The organism is Marisediminicola antarctica, from assembly GCF_009930795.1.
Classification (GTDB): Bacteria; Actinomycetota; Actinomycetes; order Actinomycetales; family Microbacteriaceae; genus Marisediminicola; species Marisediminicola antarctica.
Genome location: NZ_CP017146.1, coordinates 1,518,446 through 1,533,096, shown reverse-complemented (window position 1 = coordinate 1,533,096; position 14,651 = coordinate 1,518,446). Strand labels below are relative to the sequence as shown.

The window sequence follows — 14,651 nt, the reverse complement described above, 5'->3', positions numbered from 1 at the left end:
ACTGTCAGCCCCGCTGGAGAACGGACGATTCATCGTGATCAGCCTGATACAGCTCTGCGACAAGATGGGCAACGCGCTCCGCTCCGCTGACGGAGGACCTGTCGCCAGAGTCGACCTCACCGGGGTGCACATTTCAGAGCTGGATGACCCGACCCCGTACTTGGAGGGAGGGGAGCTGTTGCTGACGACGGGCATCCCTCTGGTCGGTGACCGTGAAAGCGTGCGCGAGTACGTGTCGCGCCTGGCCAGTCGAGGCGTCGTGGCCCTCGGACTCGGTCTCGGTGCCGGTACCGACGATGTTCCCGCCGACCTTGAAGCCGCGTGTGCCAACGCTGGGCTGGCGCTACTCGTCGTTCCAGTGGGTATCCCGTTCATGCACGTCTCCCGGGCCTATTGGGATCTGGTGGGCAAGACTGAACAGGCCGACCTCGCGGCCAGCCTGAACCTTCAGACTTCGCTCACACAGGCCGCTACCCGGCCCCAGGCCGTCGCCGCCGTAATCAAGGCTCTGGCCAACGCTGTGGGCGGTTGGGCCGTCTACCTTCCTGCCGATGGTTCAGCCGAAACCTACTGGCCGCCGGTCGAGCGCCGCATTCTGCCGCAATTGCGCAAGGAGACGGCACGCCTTGGCCTAGCTGGCACTCACTCGGCGGCGACGTTCCCCCTGCACGGCATGGATGTCATCGAGTACTCCATAATCGCTGACCGGCGAACCGCCGGCTTTCTGGCCGTTTGCGCTGGTCGTCGCCTGCGCAAGGCCGACCGGCAGCTAATGCTGACGGGCTGCATGCTCCTGGCCGTAGCAGCCCAACGAGAATGGCAACTCACCCGAGCAAACTCGATCCTGAGCAGTACAACAACGACTCTCGCCGTGAACGGATTCGTTGATGCAGCTCGGTTTGTAGCCTGGGATCTCATCGGTTCCCCACTTGCCGAACGGGTTCAGCTTCTGGCGATCAGAGGAGACAACCTCGAGGCGCTCTCAACCTCAGAACTTGCCGATCGAGTATCGGACATGGTGACAGACGAGCCTGGCTCGGGGTTGGGCGAAAGCATCCGCCGGTCGCGCCTTCGTGCGATGGACGACGGCATCTGTTACCTGATCCTGGAGCCCCTGACGAACTCAGCCGGTGCCGAGATAGTTGAAAGTGCGGTGAAGACGCCAGCGTCGCATCGGGCCGGGCGCCCATCGCAATTCGCGGCAGCGCTCAGCCGTCCTATGCCACTCAGCCAGCTGTCGGGAAGGGTCGGCGACGTGCGCCGATCCTGCGCGCTGGCCCCCATGGGGCACATCGCGTCGGGCCGGAGTCTGCTGGATCCGCGAGCGGTCGAGTGGGTCGCCCAGCTCGCGGCATACCATCGCGCCGATCTCGTGGGAACTGTCAAGAGCTACATTCGACATCAGGGCCAGTGGGAGGTCGCCGCCAGGGAGCTGGAGCTCCATCGCAATTCGCTGCGGCACCGCATCGGCATTGCGACGAGACTCATTGACGCCGATCTCGACGACCCGGACGTGTCCGCAAACCTCTGGCTAGCACTCCGCAGCGCGAGCGACGGGGGTACTGAATGATTCCAGCCACCCTCGCACGGCGTCACCGTGTTCATCGAGCGCGGGAGGCGCGGCGGTTCGCGGCACAAGCGGGGGCGACCAGGTGATGGGATTGCGAATCTGTGTTCCCACGGCCATGCCCGTCGCATCCTGCACCGAGATAGTGGGTGCGAGCCCGAGGGATTCAGCAAGTTCGATCCCGTCCGCGATCGTCCCGACCTGGCCGGCTGGGACGCCAACGGAGGTGAAGGCGTCCTGCCATGCCGAGGCCGTTCCCGTGACCAGTCGGGACTCAAGCATCGCAACGAGTTGCTCACGGTTGATCACACGTGCACGGTTGGTCGTGAACCTTGCATCGGAAATGAAGTCGTCGAGCGAGAGCACGCCGAGAATCGACTTGAACTGACTGTCGTTTCCGCAGGCCACCGCGAGAGGTCCATCCGCGCAGTTCAGTAACTCGTAGGGGGCGATCGAGGGATGCGCATTGCCCATCCTCTGCGGCATGACACCCGCGCCCAGGTAGGCCTGCCCCTGATTGGCAAGCGCGCCCTGGAGACTGGACAGAAGGTTGACCTCAAGCCGAACCCCGATCCCGGTTGCGTTTCGGGTGTTCAACGCGGCGAGAATGCCGATCGTGGCATCCTTCGCCGTAATAATATCAACGAGGGCAACACCGACCTTTGTCGGCGAGCCCGCGGAGTCGCCGGTGATACTCATCAGGCCGCCAAGCGCCTGGACCATGAAGTCATAACCCGGCAGGTCGGCTCCGCCAGCGCTGCCAAAACCAGAGATCGAGGCATAGATAAGTCGAGGATTATCTCGACTAAGGCGTTCGTAACCGAGCCCGACCTTCTCCATTCCCCCAGGTCTGAAGTTCTCGACGACGATGTCTGCCCGCAATGCGAGCTCAACCGCAACCCGACGGTCGGCCTCATCGCTCAGATCGAGACAGATGGACTCCTTGTTACGGTTGACGCTCTCGAAGTAGGTCGACCCGGTTTCCGAGAAAGGCGGCCCCCACTGACGAGTGTCGTCCCCGCTGCCGGGCCGTTCAACCTTGATGACCCGTGCCCCGAGATCGGCCAGCGTCATAGTCGCCAGAGGCCCGGCCAGCACCCGTGAGAAGTCAGCCACCAATAGCCCTTCCAGCGGCAACTTCGAGGGCACGTCGGCAGAACTCTTCGTCATGGGCGCTCCGTTCATAGGCGATCGTCGCCAACGAAAGTATGCCCCCTGCCGCCTGTGGTCATTGGATGTAATGACCCGCCGTTAGCCCGAGCGGCTAATCCCACAAGCCAAGTCGAGCCCGTGAAGCTCAACTCGCGAGTTCGCGGGTCGGCGATCACCGGCGCGCCCGGTGATGCGCACCGCCTCCCGGGTCATCCAACGTCGCGAACTCCTCCTCGCGCTCCTGCACGAGGCCGAAGGCGCCTGGCAGGATCTCGCCGCGCACCCGTGGTGCGGCGGCCGCCAAGCACGCGGCGGCTTCGACCTCTGCGTCGAGCGCGCGCACGCCATCAGCCGGGGTCGCATCGGCGACCCGGGTGAGCAGCCCGCCGGCGGACAGGTCGCTCACTTCGAAGGTGCCCCCTTCGCGTCTGCCCATGCGCCGTCGATGAACAGGCTGTGGGGTGCGCCACGGAACGGGTCGAGGGCTGTGCTCGACGGCGAAAACTCGTCTTGCGCGCAGAAAGAGGGGTGCGATAGTGCGCTGTTTGAGGCCGTGCCCGGGATGACGGGAACTCCTCCTAGTCGTGGTCGAAGGTCTTGTGGAGATTCTCAAGCACGGCTGCGGCGGTCACGACGACATAGCTGAATGTTTTTCCATGCACCGCTCGCTTGTTGGCGCATCGACGACGCGGAGTCCAACATCCTTGACAACCATGTCATCGGTATTCGTGCCCTCTGCGAGTCCAACCCGGTAGCCGAGACTGCCCGTCGCGGCTGCCTGAACGAAAGCGCGGAATAGCTCGAGTCCTGCACCTGGGAGCTTCTGCTCGGGATGCCACTGCACTCCGAGCAGAAACCGGTCGCCAGTCGCCTCGATCGCCTCGATCGCCTCGACGACACCGTCGGGTGCCCAGGCACATGCGACGAGGCCCTGCCCGAGCTCAGCCACGGCTTGATGATGGTGCGACGCGATGGCGAATGTGGCGGTGCCCACAATACCTGCAAGGCCGCTGCCAGCCACCGGGATCACCTCGTGGGCCGTGTACGTGCCAATCTCATCACGGTGCGGGGTCATGTCGAGCCGGTCGCCGAGGTGCTGCTCAAGTGTGCCGCCCAGCGCGACATTGATCAGCTGCATCCCGCGGCACACACCATAGACTGGGACCCCCCGCTCAACCGCACGCCGGACGAGAGCTAGCTCAAGGTCATCCCTCTCGCGGAGCGGTTGATCGTTCTCGTTATGGCACTCCTCGCCGTAGAGATCGGAATCCAGATCTGAGCCGCCGGGCAGAAAGAGCCCATCGATCGCGTCGACGATGCGCTCGACGTTCGCGAGGTTCACAGCGACGCTCGGGATGAGCAACGGGGATCCGCCGGACTGTTGGATCGCCGCGACGTAGGAGTGGGGAATGGCATCGTTGGGCACATCGATCCACTGTCCGACCGTGACGACCTTGCGATCTGCGACGAGGCCAATGAGCGGGGTGATTGTCATGAACGTGATCCTCAGTCCCGCGGCGCCGGCGTTCGGATGAGCTTCTTATTGACGAACTCGTCGAGTCCGAACCGACCGAGTTCGCGCCCAAGACCCGAGCGCTTCGTTCCTCCGAACGGCAGGTCGACGTGCGAATCTGTATTCTCGTTGATGAATACCATGCCCACATCGAGGGCCCGCGCGACCGTGTGTGCGACCGAGAGGTCTGACGCGAACACGGCCGATCCAAGGCCGAACGGCGAACCATTTGCGGCTTCAATCGCCTTCCGGACGGAGCTGACCTTGAAGACGACCGCCACCGGGCCAAAAAGCTCCTCATCGAATGCACGCATTTCTGGGGTGACGTCGGTCAATAGGGTCGCGGCCATAAAGGAACCCTGCTCCCCGATGCGATGCCCGCCGGTATGCAGGCGTGCACCCTTGTCAGTGGCATCGCGCACTACCTCCAGCAAGTCGGTGACCCCAGCGAGAGAGGCGAGCGGCCCGAACCCTGTTGCCATGTCCAGCGGATCTCCTGGGGTCATTCGAGCGAGACGCTCGCCGAACCCGGCAACGAACGCGTCGTAGTGGGCCTCGATGACGATAAATCTCTTGGCTGCGGTACAGGCCTGCCCCGCATTGCTCATCCGCCCCGAGACAGCCGCATCAATCGTCGCATCGAGGTCGTCGACATCCAGAACGATGAACGGATCACTTCCGCCCAGCTCCAAAACGCATTTAACGAGCGCGCGGCCGGCCGCTTGGGCGACGGCGACCCCCGCCCGCTCGCTTCCAGTTAGCGAGACGCCCCGAATGCGAGGGTCGGCAATAATGCTTTCCACATCTGCACTCTCCGCGAACATATTTATGTATGCCCCATCGGGGAGCCCAGCTTCGCGGAAAATCTCCTCCTGAACTAAGGCCGACTGCGGGCAGTTGCTCGCGTGCTTGAGCAGGATGGTGTTCCCCAGAAGCAGGTTGGGCGCGGCGAATCGAGCGACCTGATAGTACGGGTAGTTCCAGGGCATCACACCGAGAAGAACGCCGAGCGGCGCCGAGCTGACGACGGCTTCTCCCCCTCTGGCCGGCCTCATGTCTTCATCAGAGAGGAAGGCAGGGCCCTTCGTCGCGTAGTACTCGTAGATGTCGGCGACAAACGACACCTCGCCCCTCCCCTGACGAATTGGCTTGCCCATCTCGGTGGCGATAATGCGGGCGAGCTCCTCTTCGCGAGAGCGGTAAATACTGGCGGCGCGCAGCAGCACCGCGGACCTCTCCACTATTGTCGCGGCGCTCCAACTAGTGAAGGCGTCGTCGGCCCGGGCGATGGACGCTTTGATCTCCTCGGGCGTCAAACTGAGAAATTCCCGTTCCACAAGTCCGGTCGTCGGGTTCGTAGTCTTATAGGGCAACTGTTGCTCCTCATTCATGATCGGTGGACGGCGAGAACGGTTAATTTGCCGGTAACGTGACGCGTGACGACGGTTCGTCGTTGCTGAAGTTGATTCCCATGGAAGGTGCCGCGCGATGACGAAGCTCGACGGGATCAGGGCGCATGTATTCCGCCCGCTTCCCGACGTGTTGCGTGCGGACGCCATCGCAGAGCGTCTGACCACGGCGATCTCCCTCGGCCTCATCCGCCAGGGCGAGAAACTGCCCGTCGAAAGCCAGCTCATGGACATGTTCGGCGCGGCTGGCGCGACTGTTCGCGATGCACTTCAGGCGCTGCGAGACGACGGGATCATCGAGACCCGCCGGGGTCGAAGCGGGGGAACCATCGTCGTCGGAGTTCCGGCGTTCGACACCCCAACGCTGCATGATCGACTCAAGTCCCTTTCGATGACGGAACTGCGTGATCTCGGCGACGAACTCGCAGCGGTCTCGGTCGCGACCGTTCGCCTGGCGCACGAGCGAGGGTTGCCCAGTGATCTGCCCCGGCTGACGATGTTGGCAGGAGCTATCGCGACCGCAGAGGACTTGTCGGCTTGCAGTCGCACTGACAGCCGGTTCCATATTGAGTTGGCGGTGCTCGCGCAGTCCGAACGCCTGATGCGAAGTGAGATCCGGCTTCAGAGCGAAACGGTTGAGCTGCTCTGGTCGGCACACTCGGTCACCGAGGACCGAGAGCGCGTGGCAGCCGAGCACGTGGCCATTGCCGAGGCGCTCCGGGACGACGACGAGGAGCAGGCCGAGAGGCTCGTTCTTCAGCACGTCCATCGAAATGTCTACCGAATGATAGAAGCCAAATTGGCTTTGACCTACCCGATTGAGACACCGGAATTGGCATGAGCATCGAGACCGCAGCGGGCGAGGCAGCCGCACAGATCGCATCATGGTTCGACGACCTCTTCAGCGAGCTCGACGCACTCTCCTCGCGAATTAGTACGATGATGATCGAGGCGAAGGGCTCCCGCGAACGCTTCGTGGAGGCGGACCTGAAACTCGTGAAATCGATCACGCGCGGTTTTCTGGCGAAGCACCCGTTCGTCGAAGCAGCCGGTGTGATTCTTGCGCCCGGCACTATCGACGACGATCGAGGCACGATCGAGTGGTGGCGCAACGATGACGGGGGCGCTGATGGGAAAGTCATCTTCAACCTGGCTCCAGAGGCAGGGTCGTTCTACGACTTCCAGAACCTGACCTGGTTCGACAACGCGGTGCGGACCGGAGCGAGAGCGATCACCGGTCCCCACGTCGACTTCGGCGGGCTCGATCAATACATCATGACGCTTACAGCTGCGCTCGAACTCGGTCAGGACACCATCGGGATGGTCGGGTGCGATGCCGAGGTGCGCGACATCGAAGCGGTCATAGTTCCCATGCTGAGACGTATTCCTGGGGACGCCGCACTGATCAACGCCGACAATCGCGTTGTGCTCGGCAATTCGGGCAGATTCCTCGTCGGGAACCGCGTGCGCAGCGAGCCGCACCGCGGCGGCTTCCTGCCCGTAGAGTCCCCTTCGCTCGGGCTCAGTGTCGTCTATGCGGAGCACGCGAGCTAAAATTGAGCAATTGTTTGTGACCGCGCATCGCGGCTCACGACGATGTGATCGACAAAGGCACGGACGAGCCTCAGGCGATCATCCCCGTTGCCTCGCGTGTCTTCCGGGTGCCACTGAACCCCGACGACCCACGAAGCGTCGACGTGCTCTGTCGCTTCGACGATACCGTCGTCGGCCATCGCCGCGACCTTCAACGTTGGTGCAATGATCCCCGCGGCCTGATGATGCCCCGACCTCACAGTCACCCGATCACGTTGAAGGATTTCGTGTAAACGAGTGCCTGGTGTGATGGTGACGTCTTCGTCGAGGAACATCGGCTCGTCGAGCCCGCCGCGATGCAGGTCCCAGACGGTCAAATCCGGGATCAGGGTCCCGCCCAGCGCGAGGTTCAACAACTGCGAACCGCGACAGATCGCCAACAGTGGGGCATCTGATGCGACGGCTGTTCTGATGAGATCAAGGCAGTAGAGGTCAGCAGCCTGGTCCACGCCGTAGAGATTCGGCACCGGACCGAGGACTCCGTACAACGTCGGGTCCACATCGCCGCCGCCGAGGAAGAGAACACCGTCGGCCCCGTGAACCAGCTGAACGGGCGGCAGTGGCGAAGTGCTGCTGTCGACCAGCACGACGCGCGCCCCCGCATCGGTCAAGGACTCAAGGGCGGTCTTCGTGAATCGAATGACTAGTTCGTTGACCTCCTCAGTCATCGCGGGGAAGTTCAGCGACACAACGACGGCGACGGTGGGAGCGCCCTCGGGAAGCTTCCGCAATCCGTCGGGCATCACATCGCTCGGCAGCACCTTCCGGCCCGAGCTATCCATTTTCACGGGGATCCAGCGGAAAGGGCAGGTCGGGCATCCACTTCTGCCACACAGCGAGGAGCCGGCCGTCGGTGATGAGGATATCGAGCACTCGGTCGATATCTTCCCGCAATGACGGATTGGACTTAGCCAGACCAACGCCCCATCGATTACCGGTCCTAGCGGTGAATGCGACGTCGAAATCAGGCTCGGCTCCCAGAACCACCGTCACGACGTCGTCGTCGATGAACGCGTCGACCTCGCCAGAGCGCAGCGATTCGATCATGTCTCCGAAGACATCCGTGGTCGCACCGAATTCGACCGGGATGATGCCCGGGATGGTAAGTGCGAGCGCCATGTTCGTGCTGTTGGCGATGGCTCCCACCCGATAGCCGACCATATCTTCTGGGGCTCGGGCGGGATCTCCCGCTCGCACGAGCACTGTCTCGTTGAATATGGCATAGGGCCGAGTGAAATCGACCTGCCGCATCCGCTCGTCCGTTATCCCTTGTCCGCACCAGACCGCGTCGGCAGCGCCGGTGTGCACCGCAGCGATCATGTTGTCCCACGCTGTGAAGATCCACTCAAGCCTCAGGCCCAGTTCGAGCGCAACGAGAGCGGCGACCTCGGGCTCGTAGCCCGTTCGGTTCAACCCGTCTTCGCTGAGATTGAAGAGCGGTGGTGCCGCTGAATCGATGCACGCTAAGCGCAGCACGCCGGTCACGGGAGGGTCTCCCAGTACATCGCGCGCTCCCAGTCAGTCACGGCGCCCGAGAAGCGAGCCCACTCGTCTTCCTTGAGCTCCAGGAAGATGTCGAAGTAGTCGGCGGGAATCGCTGACGACATCAGATCGCTCGACCGGAAGGTCGCGATGGCCTCGCCGAGGTTCAGTGGAATCGCGGGGAACGATGCCAGCGCCCCGGACTCCCCAATGGGTGCTCCAGGGTTGATTTGTCGGTTGATGCCGTCTTCCATCGCGGAGATAAGTAGCGCGTGAGACAGATACGGGTTTACGCTCGCGTCGGGCAGCCGGTACTCCATCCGGCCGATGGACGAGATACGGATCATGCTCGCACGGCTGTCGAGACCCCAAGTGGCAATGCTCGGCGCGAATTGGCCGGTATCCCAGAAGCGCTTGTAAGAATTCACGGTGGGGGCCATGGCGATGGTGGATGCGGCGGCGTGGGTGAGCATTCCACCGACAGCGTGACGTCCAATTTCGCTGAGATGGAGGTCGGGGTTGCCAGGCTCGATCAGCACGTTCTCATCCCCTCTCCAGAGGCTGAGGTTGTGGTGGCACCCGTTGCCCATCTGGCCCGCCGTCGGTTTGGGCATGAAGCTCGCCGTCACGCCTTCTTCGCGGGCGACTTGACGACAGATCTGGCGGTAGGTCACCAAACGATCTGATGTGAGCTCGACGCGGTCGTACATCCAGTTGAGTTCAAGCTGGCCATCATCTTCGTAGTCGCCCTCGATCATGTCGAGGCCGAACGCCTGTGCATAGGGGACGAGTTTCTTGTAGATCGGGCGCATCCGTTCAAGGTTCTCAACTTGGTAGGCCGGGCTCGCTCCCTCTTTTTTGATCACGTCGAGGCCCGGACCAACCCAGGTCATTTCGGGCTCGCATCCCGATCGCACCTCGAGGCCGGTTCGGGCCGTGAATTCGCTGTGCGCGCGCGACAGCAGACCGCGGGAGTCAGTGGCGAGCGGGCGACCACCCACCTCTGGAAGGTGTGGCGGCTCGTAGGCACGACAGAACATCCGCGCCACGGAGTGGTCCCAGGGCAGCACAACAAAAGTCTCAGGATCGGGGAGGCCCACCATCTCTCGGGCCCCGATCCCGCCACCGATCAGGTTGCCCATGCGGTCTGACTGAAGGTCAGCAACCGCGGTGCGGTGCAGGGCGATGCCCTTTTCGAGGTTCCGGCGCAGATGCCGTGCCGGGACCATTTTCGCGACGACCTTGGACCCAATCGTCGGGAGCATGTAGTAGATGTACTCGACCCCGGAAGCGGCGATGCGCTTCTCGAGATCGGCAACGACTTCCCGATCCATGTTGGCCTCACGGTGCCGCGCGAACGCATCCCGGTCGCTCAGCGCCGAACTTACGGTGCTATCTGACGTCATCGTCATTGGTCTTCTCTTTTCCTGGTCGGATTTGGCTGGAAAGCAGGGAGATTGGAAGCAAGTTCGCGTGCAGTGGCGACGAGCCCTCGGTAATGCAGTTGCCGGTTGCTGGGAAGTGTCACCGTGACGACGGCGGCGAGGAGTTCCTCTCGGAAGTACCCCAGGGCCACACCGCGTGCGGGATGGCCGAGGTCCCCCTCGAGTTCACGTACGGAAGTGGCCGCACCCGGTGAGCCGACGCCAACGAGGCGGACTTCACAGAGCTCGGTCCAGAAACTCGGTGTCGGGGTCACCGCCGCGGGAGAAGCCTGTCCTGCCAGATCAGCCACGAGGGTCGCAGCGGCGATTTTGGCGGTGTCGCCGGCGGTTGCCCAGTGCTCGACCCGTCGCGCGTCGCCACCCAGGACCTGGTCGGGGAAGCGCGCGATGTCGCCGACCGCTACGGCACGAGTAGCCCCCCTCACTCGCATGCTGTCGTCACAGAGACCGCCGTCGGTGAGGTCGAGGTTATTGCCGTCGAGCCACTCGACATTCGGGAGCGATCCGATCGACTCAACGACGACGTCAGCCGCTAGTTGCGAGCCATCATCGAGAGTGAAGCCAACACAACGCTGGTCCAAGGCCGTCAGCAGACCGACGACCCGCCCGGTCCGGAACTCCCCGCCGTAATCCTCCATCAGCGGCTTCATGGTGTCGCTGAGTTTGCGGCCGATTGAGTTCTCCATGGGGCCGCTGGAACCTTCCACAATGGTCACTTGGCAGCCGAGGGCCGTCGCGGCTGCCGCGATCTCGCACCCGATGAATCCGGCCCCGACGATGACCGCTCGTATCCCGGGTCGCAAGCGGGCACGCAGCACGAGGGAATCATCGATTGTGCGGATCACGAATCGGCCAGCCGCCGGAGTGCACGTGTCGAGCCGGCGCGCAAACAAGCCTGTCGCCACGACGAGTCCGTGATGCGCCACGGTTTCGCCTTTGTCGAGCTCTACTACTCGGTCGGCGAGGTTGCTGCAGAAGGTTTTAGTTCCTAGCGACCGCTGCGCGTCGGCGGTGGACGTGCGCTGGCGAAACGTCGACTCCGGCAGAGTCTCGCTGAGCGAAGCAGTCGAGGAAAGCACGCCCTTGGACGATGGTGGGCGATTGCAAGGTAAATGCCTCTCGTCGCCCACGATCCTCATCGAGCCGGTGTAGCCGTGGGCTCGCAACTGTTCGACGGTGCGCAAACCGCCGAGCGAGCCGCCCGCCACCACGATCACGACGCGCCTATTCGTCGTCGCGAATGAAGATGGCCTGAACCGGGCACACGTCGATCGCGTCCTCGACGTCATTGCGCAGAGAGCCGTCGACATCATCCTCGTACTCGAGGATGCCCTCGGAATTGATGCGAAACACGGCGGGCGCAGAAATCGCGCACTGCCCGTGGTTGTCGCACAAGTTGCGGTCAACGTAGACCTTCATCTGTTCTCCCTTGGTGATGGTGTGCAGCAGGGTGCCGTCGAGGCACTATGAGGCGGATGTGAATCTCAGGGGCAGACGCACGGGACCGGTATTGCCGGAGTCGGGCATCCATTCGTCGGCGCCGTCCACCCTCACATTGCGCATTCGACGCGCCAGAAGTGGAAGAGCGGCAGCCATGTCGGCTCTTGCCACGAAGTGACCGAGGCAGTGGTGCACGCCGCCTCCAAATCCGTAGTGCGGAGCATGTTCGCCAAGCAAATCGATCTCTGGATCGGGAAACGCCAGCGGGTCAGTGCCGGAGACCTGGGTGAAGAGGTGCACGGTCGTGCCGCGGGCGATATCGAGACCGTTGTAGGTGAAGTCTTCGATCGCCTCGCGAGTCACCCAAGTGGTTGTCGGATTCGTGCGCATTACCTCCTCGACGGCTTTGCGTCCCAAATCAGGGCGTTCCGCGAGCAGATCCCATTGTTCCGAGTTGTGGATGAAAGATTGCATCGCCAAGCCCAGCTGATTTCGCGTGGTGTCCATGCCGCCGAAGATGAGGAGCACGATCGCGTTGCGCAACTCGGCGTCGCTTAGGCTGTCACCCTCCCGGTTAGCCAGCACGAGTCGCGAGATGAAGTCCTCGCCGGGGTTCGCATGGCGATCGGCGATGAGGGCCTCCGCGTAGAGGTAGAGCTCTTGGATAGCGCCTTCGACTTGTTCCAAGTCCCGCCTGAGGTGCACGCCCAACGCCAAGCCCACAGTCGAGGCGAGTCTGGCGATGGTCGGCCACTCGCTTTCCGGGATGCCCAACAGGATGCAGAGCACACGGGTCGCATAGGGCTCGGCGAAGTCCCGGACGAACTCGCACTCTCCCGCCTCGATGAACCCATCGGCGAGTTCCTCGGCCAGCGCAGTGAATCGGGCATTCAGCGGTTCTATGTGGCGAGGCGAGAAGGCTGGATTGAGCAGGCGGCGTATGCGATGGTGGTCCTCGCCCTCGAGCACAAGGAGGTTCTTGGTCCACCACTCGTAGAAGAGCCCGCTGTGGACACCGTTGTGCTCAGGCCATTGCGCGCTCCCCTGCTTGAGGCGTTGGTCTTTGAGGAGACGGCTCACCTCGTTGTATCGAAGGACGGCGACGCCGTAGTTGGTGCGAGCAAACCAACTCTGTGCCCGGGCCGACCGAACGGCGTCCGAGTGCATTGCGAACGCAGGATCCGAGATGTCGAAAAAGGGTGCGCTTTCGAGTGTTCCCATGGAGACCCCAATGTCCGTAAATACATCAACAATGAATGATTACTCCGGAGCATAGGTCCTTTTTCATCCAAGCGCGACATTTATGCGTCGTCGGCGAGATTCGGGCCGTCCAGTTAAAACATGTAGCACTGGGGTATTTATTCCGATACGGTGTCGCTCATCGTGTAGCGCCGCTCATCGTCGAGCGTCGTGCTTTTCCTCGAGGATTTCCTGAAAGGCAAAAATGTCCGTAAAGAGTTCTGAAGCCAGTGGTCTGGAAGACGCGGAGCACCTCGCCGTACTCGGCTACGAGGGCACCTATAAGCGTTCGATGTCCCTGTGGGGAAATATCGCGCTCGGGTTCACCTACCTCTCCCCGCTCGTGGCGGTGTATGCGCTCTTCGCTTTCTCGCTCAGCATTGGGGGGCCGCCGTCGGTCTTCTGGATCGTCATCGTCGGGGCCGGCCAACTTCTCGTGGCCTTGGTGATGGGTGAGGTCGTCTCGCAGTTCCCAATCGCCGGCGGCGTGTATCCCTGGTCCCGCAGGCTCTGGGGGAAGCGATACGCGTGGATGGCCGCCTGGATTTACATCTGGGCGATGATCGTGACGATCACCTCGGTCGCGGAATACGGCAGCGGATTCGTGTCGAGCTTGTTCGGCGTGACGGTAGGCCCGGGCACCACCCTGATGTTTGCGGTGGCGCTTCTACTGATCGCGCTTGTACTCAACCTCGGGGGAACCAAGACGATGTCCCGCGTCGCACGGATTGGTCTCGCCGCCGAGCTGACGGGAGTGGTCGGGCTTGGGATCTACCTCCTCATCTTCCAGCGCAAGAACGACTTCAGCGTCTTTGTGGACTCGTTCGGAAAGGGCGACGGCAACTATTTGGCTGCGTTTGTCGGCGCAGCCCTCGTCGGCCTCTTCATGTTTTACGGATTCGAGGCATGCGGCGACGTGGCGGAGGAGGTCGTCGATCCATCACGCCGGGTTCCGCGGGCCATGTACCTAACCATCTTCGTCGGAGGCGTTTCAGCGCTGGTGTCCTACGTCGGCTACGTTCTCGCGGCTCCAGACCTCGCCGCCATCGTGAGCGGAGAAGACGCCGATCCGATCCCGGGAATCCTCGAATCATCGCTCGGAGTGGTCGGCGCGAAGGTCTTCCTCGTGGTTGCCTGCGTCGCCTTCATCTCCTGCGTCCTGAGCCTCCAGGCGGCAGCCAGTCGTCTGTTGCACTCGTTCGCCCGCGACGGTATGTTGCCCGGCAGCACGTGGCTCTCGAAAATTTCACCGCGCACGCAAGTGCCCGCTAACGCGCTTTTAGTGGCCAGTTTCGTGCCGATCCTTCTCTGTCTGCTCGTGTACGTGCGGCCAGAATCCCTGTTCCAGATTACGGCGTTCGCGGTTCTGGGCATTTATGTTGCCTTTCAGGCCGTGGTTCTGGCCGCGCTGCGTCAGCGGCTCAAGGGATGGAAGCCCGCCGGTCCGTTCAACCTCGGCCGCGCGGGTCTGATCGTAAACATAGCCGCGCTTGCCTACGGCATCATCGCCGTGTACCTGCTCCTTGTCCCGGGCGATTCAGGCGACTTCATCTCTGATTACATTGCCTGGATCGGTTTGGGAGTTGTGGTTGTGACTGGCGGCATCTACCTGATTACGGCACGTCCTGATCGCAAATCTGATGCTCCCGAGGGCGATGCGATTGAGGTCGCGAATCGGATTCGGGCGAACGCCCGGGTTGATTCGTAGCCCCCTCGGTCTTCTGAAGGGACCGGTCCCAGCTAGCGCTGGGTCCGGTCCCTTCAGGCAATTTAAAGGTGAGCGCGGCGGTCACCGTCGCGCGTCGCGCCCG

General features: G+C 62.6%; 14 protein-coding genes. 4 read left to right on the top strand and 10 right to left on the bottom strand.

Annotated elements, in window-relative coordinates; translation table 11 throughout:
- Positions 1–64 precede the first annotated feature (64 nt).
- Positions 65–1,570, top strand: a complete 1,506-nt coding sequence (locus BHD05_RS07195) for a PucR family transcriptional regulator (protein WP_257792101.1) — start codon at positions 65–67, stop codon at positions 1,568–1,570.
- Here the strand turns inward: BHD05_RS07195 and BHD05_RS07190 are convergent.
- The 4 genes from BHD05_RS07190 to BHD05_RS07175 all read right to left on the bottom strand — a co-directional run bounded on the left by BHD05_RS07190 (position 1,532) and on the right by BHD05_RS07175 (position 5,605).
- Positions 1,532–2,737: a CaiB/BaiF CoA transferase family protein gene (locus BHD05_RS07190; RefSeq protein ID WP_161885826.1), complete on the bottom strand. Its 1,206-nt coding sequence runs from the start codon at positions 2,735–2,737 to the stop codon at positions 1,532–1,534. The two genes, BHD05_RS07195 and BHD05_RS07190, sit on opposite strands and share 39 nt — an antisense overlap.
- A gap of 154 nt (positions 2,738–2,891) precedes the next feature.
- Positions 2,892–3,155, bottom strand: coding sequence for a hypothetical protein (locus tag BHD05_RS07185; protein WP_161885825.1), 264 nt, complete (start codon positions 3,153–3,155; stop codon positions 2,892–2,894).
- Positions 3,156–3,347: 192 nt separating this feature from the next.
- Positions 3,348–4,214: a gamma-glutamyl-gamma-aminobutyrate hydrolase family protein gene (locus tag BHD05_RS07180; protein ID WP_161885824.1), complete on the bottom strand. Its 867-nt coding sequence runs from the start codon at positions 4,212–4,214 to the stop codon at positions 3,348–3,350.
- Positions 4,215–4,225: 11 nt separating this feature from the next.
- Positions 4,226–5,605: an NAD-dependent succinate-semialdehyde dehydrogenase gene (locus BHD05_RS07175; protein WP_236966698.1), complete on the bottom strand. Its 1,380-nt coding sequence runs from the start codon at positions 5,603–5,605 to the stop codon at positions 4,226–4,228.
- 115 nt (positions 5,606–5,720) lie between these two features.
- Between BHD05_RS07175 and BHD05_RS07170 the strand changes: the two genes are divergently transcribed.
- Both BHD05_RS07170 and BHD05_RS07165 read left to right on the top strand, forming a co-directional pair.
- Positions 5,721–6,482: a FadR/GntR family transcriptional regulator gene (locus BHD05_RS07170; protein ID WP_161885822.1), complete on the top strand. Its 762-nt coding sequence runs from the start codon at positions 5,721–5,723 to the stop codon at positions 6,480–6,482.
- Positions 6,479–7,195, top strand: a complete 717-nt coding sequence (locus tag BHD05_RS07165; RefSeq protein WP_161885821.1) for a cache domain-containing protein — start codon at positions 6,479–6,481, stop codon at positions 7,193–7,195. Before BHD05_RS07170 ends, BHD05_RS07165 begins: the two co-directional genes overlap by 4 nt.
- On the opposite strand, the gene BHD05_RS07160 is transcribed toward BHD05_RS07165, so the two are convergent.
- From BHD05_RS07160 to BHD05_RS07135, 6 genes are read right to left on the bottom strand one after another with little or no spacing between them, the layout of a single operon-like run.
- Positions 7,192–8,016, bottom strand: a complete 825-nt coding sequence (locus tag BHD05_RS07160; RefSeq protein ID WP_236966734.1) for a gamma-glutamyl-gamma-aminobutyrate hydrolase family protein — start codon at positions 8,014–8,016, stop codon at positions 7,192–7,194. The genes BHD05_RS07165 and BHD05_RS07160 overlap by 4 nt on opposite strands.
- Positions 8,009–8,719, bottom strand: a complete 711-nt coding sequence (locus BHD05_RS07155; protein WP_161885820.1) for an ABC transporter substrate-binding protein — start codon at positions 8,717–8,719, stop codon at positions 8,009–8,011. Before BHD05_RS07155 ends, BHD05_RS07160 begins: the two co-directional genes overlap by 8 nt.
- Positions 8,716–10,128, bottom strand: a complete 1,413-nt coding sequence (locus BHD05_RS07150; RefSeq protein WP_161885819.1) for a glutamine synthetase family protein — start codon at positions 10,126–10,128, stop codon at positions 8,716–8,718. The genes BHD05_RS07155 and BHD05_RS07150 overlap by 4 nt, the downstream gene beginning before the upstream one ends.
- On the bottom strand, positions 10,125–11,372 hold the full coding sequence (locus tag BHD05_RS07145; RefSeq protein WP_161885818.1) for an NAD(P)/FAD-dependent oxidoreductase: 1,248 nt from the start codon (positions 11,370–11,372) through the stop codon (positions 10,125–10,127). Before BHD05_RS07145 ends, BHD05_RS07150 begins: the two co-directional genes overlap by 4 nt.
- 13 nt (positions 11,373–11,385) lie before the next feature.
- Positions 11,386–11,580: a ferredoxin gene (locus tag BHD05_RS07140; protein WP_161885817.1), complete on the bottom strand. Its 195-nt coding sequence runs from the start codon at positions 11,578–11,580 to the stop codon at positions 11,386–11,388.
- A gap of 45 nt (positions 11,581–11,625) precedes the next feature.
- The gene (locus BHD05_RS07135; protein ID WP_161885816.1) at positions 11,626–12,822 is read right to left on the bottom strand and encodes a cytochrome P450; all 1,197 of its coding nucleotides are present in this window, start codon (positions 12,820–12,822) and stop codon (positions 11,626–11,628) included.
- Positions 12,823–13,045: 223 nt separating this feature from the next.
- Here BHD05_RS07135 and BHD05_RS07130 point away from each other — a divergent pair, with 223 nt between their 5' ends.
- Positions 13,046–14,548: an APC family permease gene (locus BHD05_RS07130; RefSeq protein ID WP_161885815.1), complete on the top strand. Its 1,503-nt coding sequence runs from the start codon at positions 13,046–13,048 to the stop codon at positions 14,546–14,548.
- The last annotated feature ends 103 nt before the right edge of the window (positions 14,549–14,651 follow it).

Excerpts from the sequence above, each read along its gene's own strand:
- BHD05_RS07195 (WP_257792101.1), top strand. The coding sequence starts at position 65 with ATGGGCAACGCGCTCCGCTCCGCTGACGGAGGACCTGTCGCCAGAGTC.
- BHD05_RS07190 (WP_161885826.1), bottom strand. The coding sequence starts at position 2,737 with ATGACGAAGAGTTCTGCCGACGTGCCCTCGAAGTTGCCGCTGGAAGGG.
- BHD05_RS07185 (WP_161885825.1), bottom strand. The coding sequence starts at position 3,155 with ATGGGCAGACGCGAAGGGGGCACCTTCGAAGTGAGCGACCTGTCCGCC.
- BHD05_RS07180 (WP_161885824.1), bottom strand. The coding sequence starts at position 4,214 with ATGACAATCACCCCGCTCATTGGCCTCGTCGCAGATCGCAAGGTCGTC.
- BHD05_RS07170 (WP_161885822.1), top strand. The coding sequence starts at position 5,721 with ATGACGAAGCTCGACGGGATCAGGGCGCATGTATTCCGCCCGCTTCCC.
- BHD05_RS07165 (WP_161885821.1), top strand. The coding sequence starts at position 6,479 with ATGAGCATCGAGACCGCAGCGGGCGAGGCAGCCGCACAGATCGCATCA.
- BHD05_RS07160 (WP_236966734.1), bottom strand. The coding sequence starts at position 8,016 with ATGGATAGCTCGGGCCGGAAGGTGCTGCCGAGCGATGTGATGCCCGAC.
- BHD05_RS07150 (WP_161885819.1), bottom strand. The coding sequence starts at position 10,128 with ATGACGATGACGTCAGATAGCACCGTAAGTTCGGCGCTGAGCGACCGG.
- BHD05_RS07140 (WP_161885817.1), bottom strand. The coding sequence starts at position 11,580 with ATGAAGGTCTACGTTGACCGCAACTTGTGCGACAACCACGGGCAGTGC.
- BHD05_RS07135 (WP_161885816.1), bottom strand. The coding sequence starts at position 12,822 with ATGGGAACACTCGAAAGCGCACCCTTTTTCGACATCTCGGATCCTGCG.
- BHD05_RS07130 (WP_161885815.1), top strand. The coding sequence starts at position 13,046 with ATGTCCGTAAAGAGTTCTGAAGCCAGTGGTCTGGAAGACGCGGAGCAC.